Source organism: Lactobacillus gallinarum DSM 10532 = JCM 2011 (assembly GCF_001434975.1).
GTDB lineage: Bacteria > Bacillota > Bacilli > Lactobacillales > Lactobacillaceae > Lactobacillus > Lactobacillus gallinarum.
Genome location: NZ_AZEL01000021.1, coordinates 35,549 through 47,183, shown reverse-complemented (window position 1 = coordinate 47,183; position 11,635 = coordinate 35,549). Strand labels below are relative to the sequence as shown.

17 protein-coding genes are annotated in these 11,635 nt (G+C 33.9%); 15 read left to right on the top strand and 2 right to left on the bottom strand.

The annotated features are described in order from the left end of the window. The first annotated feature begins 310 nt into the window (after positions 1 to 310). The 4 genes from FC37_RS03675 to galU (FC37_RS03660) all read left to right on the top strand — a co-directional run bounded on the left by FC37_RS03675 (position 311) and on the right by galU (FC37_RS03660) (position 4,072). The gene (locus FC37_RS03675; protein ID WP_025006037.1) at positions 311 to 1,354 is read left to right on the top strand and encodes a DNA cytosine methyltransferase; all 1,044 of its coding nucleotides are present in this window, start codon (positions 311 to 313) and stop codon (positions 1,352 to 1,354) included. After that, positions 1,347 to 2,399, top strand: a complete 1,053-nt coding sequence (locus tag FC37_RS03670; RefSeq protein ID WP_025006036.1) for a DUF262 domain-containing protein — start codon at positions 1,347 to 1,349, stop codon at positions 2,397 to 2,399. The genes FC37_RS03675 and FC37_RS03670 overlap by 8 nt, the downstream gene beginning before the upstream one ends. Continuing rightward, positions 2,386 to 3,099: an MAE_28990/MAE_18760 family HEPN-like nuclease gene (locus FC37_RS03665; protein ID WP_025006035.1), complete on the top strand. Its 714-nt coding sequence runs from the start codon at positions 2,386 to 2,388 to the stop codon at positions 3,097 to 3,099. The genes FC37_RS03670 and FC37_RS03665 overlap by 14 nt, the downstream gene beginning before the upstream one ends. 85 nt (positions 3,100 to 3,184) lie before the next feature. Beyond that, on the top strand, positions 3,185 to 4,072 hold the full coding sequence (galU, locus tag FC37_RS03660; protein ID WP_025006034.1) for a UTP--glucose-1-phosphate uridylyltransferase GalU: 888 nt from the start codon (positions 3,185 to 3,187) through the stop codon (positions 4,070 to 4,072). 103 nt (positions 4,073 to 4,175) lie between these two features. Here galU (FC37_RS03660) and FC37_RS03655 read toward each other — a convergent pair whose 3' ends face one another. Then, complete coding sequence (locus tag FC37_RS03655) at positions 4,176 to 5,135, bottom strand: Abi family protein (protein ID WP_025006033.1); 960 nt, start codon at positions 5,133 to 5,135, stop codon at positions 4,176 to 4,178. Between the two features lie 357 nt (positions 5,136 to 5,492). On the opposite strand from FC37_RS03655, the gene FC37_RS03650 reads away from it, so the two are divergent. From FC37_RS03650 to FC37_RS03610, 11 genes are all read left to right on the top strand, one after another. Continuing rightward, positions 5,493 to 5,963 (top strand): hypothetical protein, encoded by a 471-nt coding sequence (locus FC37_RS03650; RefSeq protein ID WP_236697265.1) that lies wholly within the window; start codon positions 5,493 to 5,495, stop codon positions 5,961 to 5,963. Between the two features lie 70 nt (positions 5,964 to 6,033). Further along, complete coding sequence (locus FC37_RS03645; RefSeq protein WP_025006031.1) at positions 6,034 to 6,231, top strand: hypothetical protein; 198 nt, start codon at positions 6,034 to 6,036, stop codon at positions 6,229 to 6,231. Positions 6,232 to 6,251: 20 nt separating this feature from the next. Further along, positions 6,252 to 6,389 carry a hypothetical protein gene (locus FC37_RS10250; protein ID WP_155830898.1) on the top strand — a complete coding sequence of 46 codons (138 nt, stop codon included), beginning with the start codon at positions 6,252 to 6,254 and terminating at the stop codon, positions 6,387 to 6,389. Positions 6,390 to 6,506: 117 nt separating this feature from the next. Beyond that, on the top strand, positions 6,507 to 7,193 hold the full coding sequence (locus FC37_RS03640) for a hypothetical protein (protein ID WP_156400653.1): 687 nt from the start codon (positions 6,507 to 6,509) through the stop codon (positions 7,191 to 7,193). Between the two features lie 76 nt (positions 7,194 to 7,269). Further along, positions 7,270 to 7,437: a hypothetical protein gene (locus tag FC37_RS10565; protein ID WP_155830897.1), complete on the top strand. Its 168-nt coding sequence runs from the start codon at positions 7,270 to 7,272 to the stop codon at positions 7,435 to 7,437. Positions 7,438 to 7,450: 13 nt separating this feature from the next. After that, entirely contained in the window at positions 7,451 to 8,026 is a 576-nt protein-coding gene (locus FC37_RS03635; protein ID WP_025006029.1) for a zinc-ribbon domain-containing protein, read from the top strand. 113 nt (positions 8,027 to 8,139) lie between these two features. Beyond that, positions 8,140 to 8,364, top strand: coding sequence for a DUF4767 domain-containing protein (locus FC37_RS10925; RefSeq protein WP_025006028.1), 225 nt, complete (start codon positions 8,140 to 8,142; stop codon positions 8,362 to 8,364). Continuing rightward, a complete protein-coding gene (locus FC37_RS03625) occupies positions 8,361 to 8,657 on the top strand; it encodes a DUF4767 domain-containing protein (RefSeq protein WP_025006027.1) in 297 nt (98 codons plus the stop codon). Before FC37_RS10925 ends, FC37_RS03625 begins: the two co-directional genes overlap by 4 nt. Positions 8,658 to 8,763: 106 nt before the next feature. Continuing rightward, a complete protein-coding gene (galU, locus tag FC37_RS03620; RefSeq protein WP_025006026.1) occupies positions 8,764 to 9,639 on the top strand; it encodes a UTP--glucose-1-phosphate uridylyltransferase GalU in 876 nt (291 codons plus the stop codon). Between the two features lie 114 nt (positions 9,640 to 9,753). Continuing rightward, entirely contained in the window at positions 9,754 to 10,050 is a 297-nt protein-coding gene (locus FC37_RS03615) for a hypothetical protein (protein WP_025006025.1), read from the top strand. 316 nt (positions 10,051 to 10,366) lie between these two features. Next, complete coding sequence (locus FC37_RS03610; RefSeq protein WP_025006024.1) at positions 10,367 to 10,930, top strand: GNAT family N-acetyltransferase; 564 nt, start codon at positions 10,367 to 10,369, stop codon at positions 10,928 to 10,930. A gap of 36 nt (positions 10,931 to 10,966) precedes the next feature. Here the strand turns inward: FC37_RS03610 and FC37_RS03605 are convergent, their stop codons facing one another. After that, positions 10,967 to 11,461 carry a hypothetical protein gene (locus FC37_RS03605; RefSeq protein ID WP_025006023.1) on the bottom strand — a complete coding sequence of 165 codons (495 nt, stop codon included), beginning with the start codon at positions 11,459 to 11,461 and terminating at the stop codon, positions 10,967 to 10,969. Positions 11,462 to 11,635 lie beyond the last annotated feature (174 nt).

Sequence of the window (11,635 nt, the reverse complement as noted above, 5' to 3'; positions counted from 1 at the left end):
TAACAAGATTGGACTTTTTTTGTTAACTAAAACGATTTAACTAGCACCACGCGTAATTTATATGTTTGTTAAGTCGTAGATAGTGTAGCTGGCTCCGACAATCTCCTTGGTTGAGGTTGGTGGGGCTTTTGTTTTAAGAAAATATGATTGGTCAATGAAAAAATAAAAATGTATACTAAAAACAAGGTACAGAGTTAAATTTTAAAGATGAGATATATTTTTAATTAGTGATATTTCCAAGTTAAAGGAATTTATGTTTTAAATACAAAAAATCTAAATGTTAACACAATATTTATAGAGGAGTAATTTAATGAAGATTAATGCAGTTGATCTTTTTTGTGGAGTCGGCGGATTAACAGCGGGACTTCAAAGCGCTGGAATTAATGTGGTAGCAGGAATAGACATTGAAAATAAGTGTAAATTCCCTTATGAAAAAAATAATAATGCAAAATTTATTCATGCAGATCTAAAAAAGGTAAAGAGTGAGTTTATAGATGATTTATATCCTCAAGATACGGATATAAAAGTTTTGGTGGGTTGCGCACCGTGTCAGCCGTTTTCTTCATATAGTTATAGATATAAAGGAACAGATGTAACCAGAAATAAAATGGATCTTTTAGATACATTTTCCAGGATAGTGGAGGATATAGAACCTGATATTGTATCTATGGAGAATGTACCTCAATTAGCAAAAGAGCCGATCTTTAAAGCCTTTGTTAATACACTAAAAAAATTAGAATATAAAGTAAATTGGCATGTAGTTTATGCTCCGAAATACGGTGTACCACAAAAAAGAAAAAGATTAGTTTTGTTGGCAAGCAAAAAATTAAATCTTGATATAATCTCTCCATTGTTTAATGCTGATAATTATCCTACTGTAAGACAAACTATCGCGGATTTACCTAAGATAAAAGCAGGCGAAATAGATGATCATGATAAAATGCATCATTCGCCTAAGTTAAATAAAATAAATTTAGAAAGAATCAAACAGTCTAAACCTGGTGGAACTTGGCATGACTGGGATGATAAGTTAATATTAAAAGCTTATAGAAAAAAGTCTGGCAGATCATATACTTCAGTATATGGAAGAATGAAATGGGACGAACCAGCCCCAACCATAACTACTAAATTTTATGGATATGGAAATGGTAGATTTGGTCATCCAGAGCAAAATAGAGCTATTTCTTTTAGAGAGGGTGCAATGCTACAGACCTTTCCTAAAGATTATTGCTTTTTTGATGATGATCACCCTATTTCAGGTAAGGACCTAGGAATTATGATAGGGAATGCTGTACCTGTGAAGTTAGGAGAAGCAATTGGACAAAGTATTTTAAAAGGTATGAAAAATGGATGAAAATAAAAAAAAGAAAGCACGTAATCAGATTGATAAATTACAGCAAGAAGTAAGTTATGATACAAGAGATTATCCTATTGAATATTTGGTTCAAAATTATGAAAGTAGGAAATTTTTTAGACCAAGATATCAACGAAATGAATTAGTCTGGGATGAAAGAAGACAAGCAAGATTTATTGAATCCTTATTATTAGGTTATCCTATCCCAATGTTGTTTTTAGCGGATACAGATGAAGGTAAATTAGAAATAGTAGACGGGTTACAACGTATATCAACATTAGTATCTTTTATGCAAAATAAGCTTATACTTGAAAAATTAGAAAAATTAACAGATTTAAATGGATTTAAATTTAAAGATTTACCTGAATCTGAAAAGAATAGATTTCCTATGAATTCATTAAGAGTTATAGTTCTTAGAAAAAATACTGATGAGAAAACAAAAATAGATTTGTTTAATCGAATCAATACTTCGTCTTTGCGAGCTAATGATGCTGAAGTACGAAGTGGTGTTGAAATTTTGAATCCTTTTATGCAATTAATTAATAAGTTATCAAATGATAAAACATTTTTACGATTAATAGATTTGTCAGCCGCTAAATTAAAAAGAAAAGAAAATGTTGAATTAGCATCTAGGTTTTTTGCTTATTCTCATGAATATAAAAATTTTAAACATAGTGTTAGAAGCTTTGTTAATAGTTTTATTGAAAAAAGTGGAGAAAAATATACTGTTGGTGCAAAGGAAGATTTTGAGAAGGAATTTAAAAATACATTTAAGTTTATAGATGATTTCTATCCTAAAGATATTTTTCATAATAATGGGATTCATATGACGCCTAGAGTTAGATTTGAGGCAATATCTGTGGGTACAAATTTAGCTTTAAAAAAGGATCCAAAATTAAAAATAAGAAAAGAAGATGTATTAAATATGGTTCAAACATCAGAATTTAAAGAGTATACAACTTCTGATGCAAGTAATAGTCGGCCAAAAATAATAAAGAGGATTGAATTTGTTGAAAATTATTTGTTAGAAAATGGAATTAGATAAGTTTAATACACGAGTTTCTGAGCTCAGATTTTATATAAGAACATTGATTAAACTAAACAAGATTATAAATATTGAGACAGATAATAAATATGGTGACTACTTAAGAAAACAGCTAAATAATTTAGAAAAAAAACATTATGCCAGCGATATTATCCCTATACTTAGATCAAATGCATTTATGATGATGTATAACTTAATTGAAGATACTATTAGGTCACTTATAACTCAGGTTTATCGCCAAATAAATATGGAAGATCTAACTTATGAGGACTTAAATCAAAATTATCAAAAATTGATCAGACAATATCGTTTTAAGGGTTCAAGTGGGGATAAAATAAAAAGAGAATCGGCTGAATTAATAGACGATATATTAAATAAGCAAAAAGTGAATTTAGATATTAAAAGTTTTTCTTTATCAGGAAATGCAGACTATAAAAATATAGAAAGAATTTTTGAAAAACATAGTATGAAAATTAAATTTGCTGAAAAGAATTACAATAAATATCATACTGAGCTGTATAAGATTAAAAATACCAGAAACAGCCTTGCACATGGTAATACTTCATTTATTGATGGTACACGTGGTATAAGTATTGAAGATACAGAAAAATATGCAGAAGATATCGTTAAATTTTTAAGATATATGATTAGAAAAACGGATAAATTGATTAAAAAAAGAGGTTATAGTGTAATAAAGTGATTTTATATTTGTATTGAAGCCGTAGAGTATCTCTGAGTTTTATTTTTAGTATTATTAAGGTGAATGTGTATTATGGGGATTAATCATGAAGATAAGAAAAGCAATTATTCCTGCTGCAGGGCTCGGAACCCGATTTTTGCCTGCGACTAAGGCTTTGCCTAAAGAAATGCTACCAATTGTTGATAAACCAACGATTCAATTCATCGTCGAAGAGGCAAAGGCTGCAGGGATTGAAGATATTTTAATCGTAACCGGCAAAAACAAGCGAGCAATTGAGAACCATTTTGACTCAAATCCAGAACTTGAACAAGATTTGGAGGCGACCGGCAAGACCGAGTTATTGAAGTTGACACAAGACATCACCAACTTGGGGATTAACTTGTACTACACGCGTCAACCGCATCCCGCCGGATTAGGCGACGCCATCTATCGCGCCCGTAGCTTCGTCGGTGAAGAACCTTTTGTCGTTATGCTCGGCGACGACTTGATGCGTGACAAGGTAACGCTGACCAAGCAGCTGATCGATGAGTACGACAAGACGCACGCCTCAACGATTGCCGTGATGAAGGTGCCACACGAGGAAGAAGTATCCAAGTATGGTGTGATTGACCCTGGCGACATGCTGGATAAGGATCTTTACAACGTTAAGAAGTTCGTCGAAAAGCCTGCCGTAGATAAGGCGCCAAGTGACTTCGCCATCATCGGTCGTTATTTGCTTACACCTGAGATTTTTGACATTCTTGAAAATCAAAAGCCAGGTCGCGGCGGCGAGATTCAATTGACCGACGCTATCGATACTTTGAACCAGACGCAACGCGTATTTGCCCACGTGTACAAGGGCCAACGCTTCGATGTCGGCAACAAGGAAGGCTACCTTGAAACCTCGATCCAATATGGTTTGCGCCACCCCGAAACCCACGATGCTTTGAAGAAGTATATTATTGAGCTCGCGCATGAGTTGGAGAAGAAGTAATATAGTGAAAAAATTAACACCAGCTGTTGGGGCTGGTGTTTTTTTATGGGAAAATATTGATCCTATTTGATTAGTTATGTACGTAATATGCTGAATTATCTGTTTATTGTGGAAGTGGGGCTCTTAACTGCCAATCTTGGGGGAAACCCATTTTTTGAAAAATATCATTTATGGTGATGGTATTTAGTTTATTGCTTAAGTTCTTAAATCTCTTTTTAAGAGTATTATTGAGAATACCAAATTCAGTTTTACTTAGAAAACATTGCATGATAATGAAGGTGTTATAGAAGTCTTTACGAGTATCATTAACTTGAATAGAGTATTGATCGTGTAAATATGAAAAATATTTTGCATCTGCATGACAAGCAAACTCAATTATTCTTTTATTATGTGCGCATACATTTCGTATTTCTAAAATATTCTTCATGAAATTAAGCATTATAGCAGGGGTGAATGTCTGACCGGGATTGGTACCATTATTATTTTCGGAGAAAAATGGAGTAAGATCGGCTGCTATTTTATTAAGAATTGCGTCTGGTAATTCTCTTATAAAATGATATAACCCTCCAAAATCCAAGTGATCTATGATCACCCAGATTGGAATATCATGATATTCAGATACATAGTGATAAATAGGGCTAGTATGATCGGTGATGTTTATTTTTAGGATATTCGAAAATTTATTAATGGTTCTACATGCATCACTTAGTTTTTGTTGGTTATATGAGGATGGATTTAAAAATGCATATGTTTGGTCACTATACTGTTCTGCAAAGTGATAAGCAGTAATTGATTTTAAATGATGTTCAATTTGAAGAGCAGCATTAAATACACCTTTCTTTATTTCTTCTTCAAGAAAGTATAGGTTACTGATCTCATTGAAAGATGCACCGGTAATATAATGATCTGTAGTATCTTGAAAGTATTTACCATAGCCATTAATAATGTTGTAATAATTATTAGTTAGTAGGTATCGTTTAGCTTTTTCAACGTTGGGAATTGTTAATCCGCGTTCTTGTAAAAGTAAGATCTGTTCATCTAAAGTTTTAAATTGTTTTTGCAAGAAAAAAACCTCTATTCTCATCATGAATAGGAGGTTTTTATTCCGCAGTGGTCTCCTCAGAGATACCACAACTCTTAACTATCTCCTATTCTAACATCTTCGTTAAAGAATTCAATAATAAGAAATATTTTATCTTAATTAGTATGGAAATAATACCTAAAATAGTGTTTTGACCAAAAAATAAAACTAAGTAACGTGCAAAAAATTAGTACCGATCGCTGGAGTCGGCGTTTTTCTGCATGGATGGAAATTTTCATGTTTTTGCAAGCTTGATCGGGTTTATACTAAAAATGAAGAGTAATAAGGAGAAAAATATGAAGATAAAAAAGAATTTTAGCTTTTTTAGCAGGGATATTGTTGGCTGTTTCAGCAATTTGGGTAACTAATCAACCTGAGCAAGTAAACACATCTGTTTTTCAAAAGACTACAGTGCCTAAGAAGTTCCGCGGCACTTGGTATAGATATTGGGGTAATGGGAAAGTTAAGCCCTTCAAGATCACGCGTACCGAAATTAATTTAGATGGTTGTGCTGATGGCAAGGGAGGAGTCTATAAATATACTAAACGGGCATTTAATGCCGAAGGCAGTTTAGATTATTTTAGTTCGCACCTGTTAATTAAGACTAAGGGAAATAGAATGTGGATATGTGTCCCACACGACCAAACATCAGCTGCGTATGTTACTAATAACCGTAAAACTCTCTATGTAGGTGTGGATACTTGGGTAGATACGTATTATAAGAGCAAATCTGCAGCTAAAAGAAACCACAAAGCCGACAGAAACATGAGCAGAAGAGATAAGCTTTCTAAGTTGGTCTGGGGTAATTAGTTGAGAAGAAATCTTAAGCACTCATTTTGATTGATGGGTGCTTTTTGTTTTAAAAAGCGAGGAATTGATTATGAATACTCTCGAATACAAAGGCTATAAAGGTACGATTGAAACAGAAGACGATACTTCATTTGGTCATGTTTTAGGCTTGAAGAATGCAATTATTTCTTACGAGGGAAAGAATATTGATGAGTTAAGAGATGATTTTCAGAATGGAATAGATGATTATCTGGAGAATTGTCGTTTAAATGGTGAAAGACGCGGATAAAAATTAGGGAAGAGATAATTATGTCAGAATCTACAATTTTAGAAGCTTTGAAAGTCTATCGCAAATATATTAATGGCGATGAAAGTCATGTGGAAGTTGCACATGTCCCTGTAAATTTGACTAATTTTGATAAAAAGTATGGGGAAACAGAAAAGTAGCAAGTATAAATGTTATTAACAAAAGTGCTGTTTTGTTAATGATAAAGTGTACTTTAAGAGGGCATTATTAACAAAACCGGGTTGTATTACTTTAATAATCATACACAAAAAGAAGTGGTGCCCCATCATGTATCTTCAAAAGCAAAAACTAGTGTAGCTAATTTGTCAATTCGCGAAGCTGCAGGGTTAACAATTGTATATGCTCATTTAAAGTATGAAGATAATCAAAATTGGACTAACGTTTATGAACAAGCGAATAATGGTGATCTTGAAGTTGATCATTATCCTGAATATAGTTTTGACAATTATACACTTACACCAGATGAAGGACAGGCATTGTATATTGTAAATAAAGAAGCTGCAATTATCTTTACTAATCAAGACCATCCTAGTCAAGGAGCCGTAATTTTAAGTGATAACACACGTCAATTGGCTAAAGTAAATGTAAGTAAAGTTTATCAATATGTAAAAAAGCATGGAGGATTAGCAAAGGCTAAGAAAATTAGTCAGAAGATGAACCTTGAAAAGCGGATGGCGCAAAATAATATTAAACAAAATAGTTCATCAAGTTCTTCAGCTCAATCTTCTAGTTCTAATCGAATTGTTAAAAAGAAGGATAATAATGGTGAAATAGAAGTAACCTCTATTTCACCTGCATTACAAGGAACATGGTATGCTGCTGGGTTGTTCACAGAGAAATTAAATAGTAAGGTCCAAATTAGTTCTAATGCAATTAATGGAAAAACAATTTATAAATTAAATAAGCGTCCAAATAGTGAAAAAGAATTAAAAGAAATTTGGTGAGAAATATCACGGGAAATCTATTGCTGTTGAAAATAAAAGTGACAGTATTTCGATTGTACCAGCTGAAAGTTTAGAAGTGGATGCATGGGGTTATAATTTAACTACACTTGATGGAGTACCTTGTTTGGTAGGAGCATCAGGTGCTATTGCTGGAGTTTACTTTAAGACGCCTGCTCAAGCAGAGCACTTTACACAAAAATATAAAGATAATGAAGAAAAGGCAAACAAAAAGCTAATGGATTAAAAAGAGGAGAAAAATGAAATATTGCCCAAAATGTGGTTCAAAAATCGATGCCAATGATAAGTTTTGTGATCAATGTGGTACTAATTTAAGCGATCAAAATAAATCTAGGATAAAACCGATTATTGGGAGCGAAAAGCAAAAGGAAAATAGTAGAATTCGACGTAATTGCTTAATAATTGCAACTTGTACAATAGTACTTGCCGCTGTTGGAGTCGTGTTCTTTACTTTACAAAGCCAGAATAGTAATTATGCTAATTCTATTCCTTTTGTTGGACATAAAAAAGGAGAGGCTGTTGATCAGGCTGCTGAATCAATAGGCTATAATAGCGATAAAATGACAGCACATGATACGGCTGAATTCACTATTGCATTTGCTCATATGAATTTCCAAGATAATCCCGATTGGGAAAAAGCGTTTGATAACGCGCAAAATGGTGATTTAAATATTACTTCATATCCTGAATATGATTTTGGTGATTATAATGTAAAAGCTCCTGCACAAGGAGCAGTATATGTAGTAACGCCAGAGGTCGGTTATGTAGTATCTGATATAAATCACACCCTCAGAGGGCACAAATTACTTTTGTAGATAGTAAAAAAGGCGCTACACAACCTGTATATTTTCGTGCTTTAGCTAAAAAAGTAGCACATAGCTCATGTAAAAAAGATGTACAAAATATTGGTAAAAAGGTAAAAGTTTCTGTGCAAAAAAAGAATAATAGACAATCATCAGATAAAAATACCAAAAGTGGTACAGAAGATACTAGTAAGTTATCGTGGAATGATTCCAAAGAAGAAAAATTATCTGATTTTATGAGTGATTTTGGCGATAAGATGGACCAGGATTGTGATGAATATACTGGTGATGAGCAGCTAAAGACTAGAGCTAGCGAGGAGTATCCAGATATTTTTAAGATGGAAAAATGAAACTAGTTGATGATAGTGACAAAGATGCTGATGAAAGCGAAAGTATCGATATCGGATGGGATCCAGAATTAAAGAAAAAATATGATTATCAGGTAGTTTCGATCTTTAATTATAATGATGACGATGCTGAACAACATATAACGTATCTATTCTGTGTTCATGATAATCAACCTATTGTGTTGGTTGATCAAACGACCAATGGAAATTATATTGCTGTTAAAGAAACAGCTAATAAAGATGTTAAAAGCGGTTTTGCGGATATTATCAATGGCGACGATACAGATGATGATTGATTAATCTGGTCATCATTTTAATCTGCAAATCTGCAGAAAACGAGCAAAATTTTAAAGAATATTTTAAAATATATTTAATTATAATCTTTGGAGAAGGTATAGAAATATGAAAGTAAGAAAAGCGATTATCCCTGCAGCAGGATTAGGTACTAGATTCTTGCCAGCAACTAAGGCATTGCCTAAGGAAATGTTGCCAATTGTTGACAAGCCAACCATTCAATTTATCGTTGAAGAAGCAAAGGCTTCAGGAATCGAAGATATTTTGATCGTTACTGGTAAAAATAAGCGTGCGATTGAAAACCACTTTGACTCTAATCCTGAATTGGAGCAAGATTTGGAAAAGACCGGTAAGTCTGGTTTGCTCAAGTTAACCCAAGAAATTACTGATTTGGGTGTGAACTTGTACTACACTCGTCAACCACACCCAGCTGGCTTGGGGGATGCCGTCTACCGTGCACGTAGCTTCGTAGCTGGTGAACCATTCGTGATTATGCTTGGCGACGACTTGATGAAGGACAAGGTGCCTTTGACTAAGCAATTGATCAATGATTACGACAAGACTCACGCATCAACCATTGCCGTTATGAAGGTGCCACACAAGGAAGTTTCCAAGTATGGTGTAATTGCTCCAGATGGCAATATTGAACCTGATTTATACAATGTTAAAAACTTTGTGGAAAAGCCAGCTGTTGACAAGGCTCCAAGTGACTTGGCAATTATCGGCCGTTACTTGTTGACACCTGAAATTTTCGACATTCTGGAACACCAAAAGCCAGGTCGTGGCGGCGAAGTACAATTAACTGACGCCATCGATACCATGAACAAGACTCAACGTGTATTTGCCCATGTATTTAAGGGCGAACGCTTTGATGTGGGTAATAAGGAAGGTTACCTTGAAACTTCTATTCAATATGGTTTAACTCACCCAGAGACACGCGATGCTCTTCGTAAGTACATCAAGGAATTAGGTAAGAAATTATAAAAATAAACAACGAATATGGCAGTATACAACGGTAGGCAACGCGAATTCCGCTTATTTAATTAATTCCGTGCAAAAGGAATTAACGGCAGGAATGATTATGCGAGTAGTGTTGCCATGTCGAATGATGATTTGTATAAGGTAAGTTTAGATTTACTAAATGGCAAGCTGCTATCTTCGCAAAATAAAGACATCATTTACGCTCCTGGAAATAATACTTCACATTACCGCGGGGGTCTGTACACTAAAAATAACCATTACGAATCTAACGGTAATGGTTATGGCTATTGCAACTTTTTACGCATTTCTAAAGATGGGCAAAATGCAGTGATTTTGCAAAGTACAGATAGCAGTCGGTATGGCGATTTGAGTAATAGCGCTGATAAAATTTATGCGGATTTATTTGGAAAATAAGATTAAAACCAAAAGCGAGGACTACAATTGTAATCCTCGTCTTTTTGTATCCAAGCCACGAATCAAGCGCCTTTTACGCATGACTCCTGGCTTGATGGGTGTCTTTAGATGTGTGGTATTTTATATTTTCATTGAAGGAAAACCAATCAATTTCAGTATTTGATATCACAACAACACCTCATTTCTAAAATATATATTAAAGTAAGCACTTACTTTATCTACTTATAATACACCATATAAGTTTCAAAAATGATAGTTTTTGTTTTAACGAAAATTAGGCTTATACTTATAGTAAAAAGCATGAAAGGGAAGAATAATGATTAGAAGAGCGAGAAAAACAGATTTTCCATTTGTATATCCAATTTTGAAGCAGATTTTTGATGAAATGCAGATGGAGACGATTGAAAAGTTACCAGAGGATCAATTTTATAGTTTGATGAAATTAGGTTTTATCTCAGAGGATTACCGCTACTCATACCGCCGTATCTGGGTAAGTGAGAAAGCGGGTAAAGTAGTCGGTATTCTTGATATGTACCCATACAAGGATCAAAAGATTATTGATATAGTCTTGCGTCATGATTATGCAAAAACAGGCTTGCCAATCTCAACGGTGATCTTTTCAGATCAAGAAGCTTGGCCACATGAATGGTATATTGATGCCTTAGCGGTTGATCCTGATCATTGGGGAGAAAAGATTGCTAGTCACTTGCTTGATGAAGCTGAAAAAGTTGCGGCTAAGCAGGGCTATCATATTTTGAGTTTAAATGTTGATCAAGAAAATCCACGTGCGCAACGATTATATGAGCACAAGGGCTATCAAACTGAAAAGACAATGACAATTGGGGATCGGACATACGATCACATGATTAAACGCATATAATAAAAAATACTGCCAGCTATGAGCTAGCAGCGTTTTTTATTTAGGCAGAATGATTTCTACATCAGTGTAAACGTCAAGGACTTGAGCATCGCAGCCGTGATCGATCCAATTAGTGATGTGGGTAAGAAGAACGTTAGTCATGCTCTTAATATGTTTATTGGAATAATCGCTATTGAAAAGGTGCTTTTGCATCTCTGTAAAAAGTGTGCGATTAATTTGAGTGCAGATATGATTAGTGTGCTTTTTTCGAGTTAGACGATAAATGTTAGTGTAGAAAAGACGATCATTGCCAATTTGTCTAAGAAAGGCGAAGACCAATTGATTAGATTGGCAATCACCATATTCACGGAAATGGGTTCTAATTTCTGCTTGAATACTTTTACAAAATAAATCGGTTAATCCAGTATAAGTATTATAAAAGACGCCGCGGCTCATGCCAGTAGCCTTGCAAAATTGGGTAACAGAGTATTTGGTAATAATACCTCTAGTTAATTCCTCGCGTAAAATCTCGTAAGTTGTAAGTTTTCTCATTCCATTCATCCCTTTCAATGACAACTTCAAGTAAGTTCAAAGATTTTGTTTAAATTTTATTTTTATAAAATATACCAAGCCTACATGAATATAGCAATAGCCATTTTTGATAATAATTGGTTTATGGCTTGATGTAAGCATAGTTCAAGCAGGTTATATATAAATAGATATTTC

Excerpts from the sequence above, each read along its gene's own strand:
- FC37_RS03675 (WP_025006037.1), top strand. The coding sequence starts at position 311 with ATGAAGATTAATGCAGTTGATCTTTTTTGTGGAGTCGGCGGATTAACA.
- FC37_RS03670 (WP_025006036.1), top strand. The coding sequence starts at position 1,347 with ATGGATGAAAATAAAAAAAAGAAAGCACGTAATCAGATTGATAAATTA.
- FC37_RS03665 (WP_025006035.1), top strand. The coding sequence starts at position 2,386 with ATGGAATTAGATAAGTTTAATACACGAGTTTCTGAGCTCAGATTTTAT.
- galU (WP_025006034.1), top strand. The coding sequence starts at position 3,185 with ATGAAGATAAGAAAAGCAATTATTCCTGCTGCAGGGCTCGGAACCCGA.
- FC37_RS03645 (WP_025006031.1), top strand. The coding sequence starts at position 6,034 with ATGAATACTCTCGAATACAAAGGCTATAAAGGTACGATTGAAACAGAA.
- FC37_RS10250 (WP_155830898.1), top strand. The coding sequence starts at position 6,252 with ATGTCAGAATCTACAATTTTAGAAGCTTTGAAAGTCTATCGCAAATAT.
- FC37_RS03635 (WP_025006029.1), top strand. The coding sequence starts at position 7,451 with ATGAAATATTGCCCAAAATGTGGTTCAAAAATCGATGCCAATGATAAG.
- FC37_RS03625 (WP_025006027.1), top strand. The coding sequence starts at position 8,361 with ATGAAACTAGTTGATGATAGTGACAAAGATGCTGATGAAAGCGAAAGT.
- galU (WP_025006026.1), top strand. The coding sequence starts at position 8,764 with ATGAAAGTAAGAAAAGCGATTATCCCTGCAGCAGGATTAGGTACTAGA.
- FC37_RS03615 (WP_025006025.1), top strand. The coding sequence starts at position 9,754 with ATGTCGAATGATGATTTGTATAAGGTAAGTTTAGATTTACTAAATGGC.
- FC37_RS03610 (WP_025006024.1), top strand. The coding sequence starts at position 10,367 with ATGATTAGAAGAGCGAGAAAAACAGATTTTCCATTTGTATATCCAATT.
- FC37_RS03605 (WP_025006023.1), bottom strand. The coding sequence starts at position 11,461 with ATGAGAAAACTTACAACTTACGAGATTTTACGCGAGGAATTAACTAGA.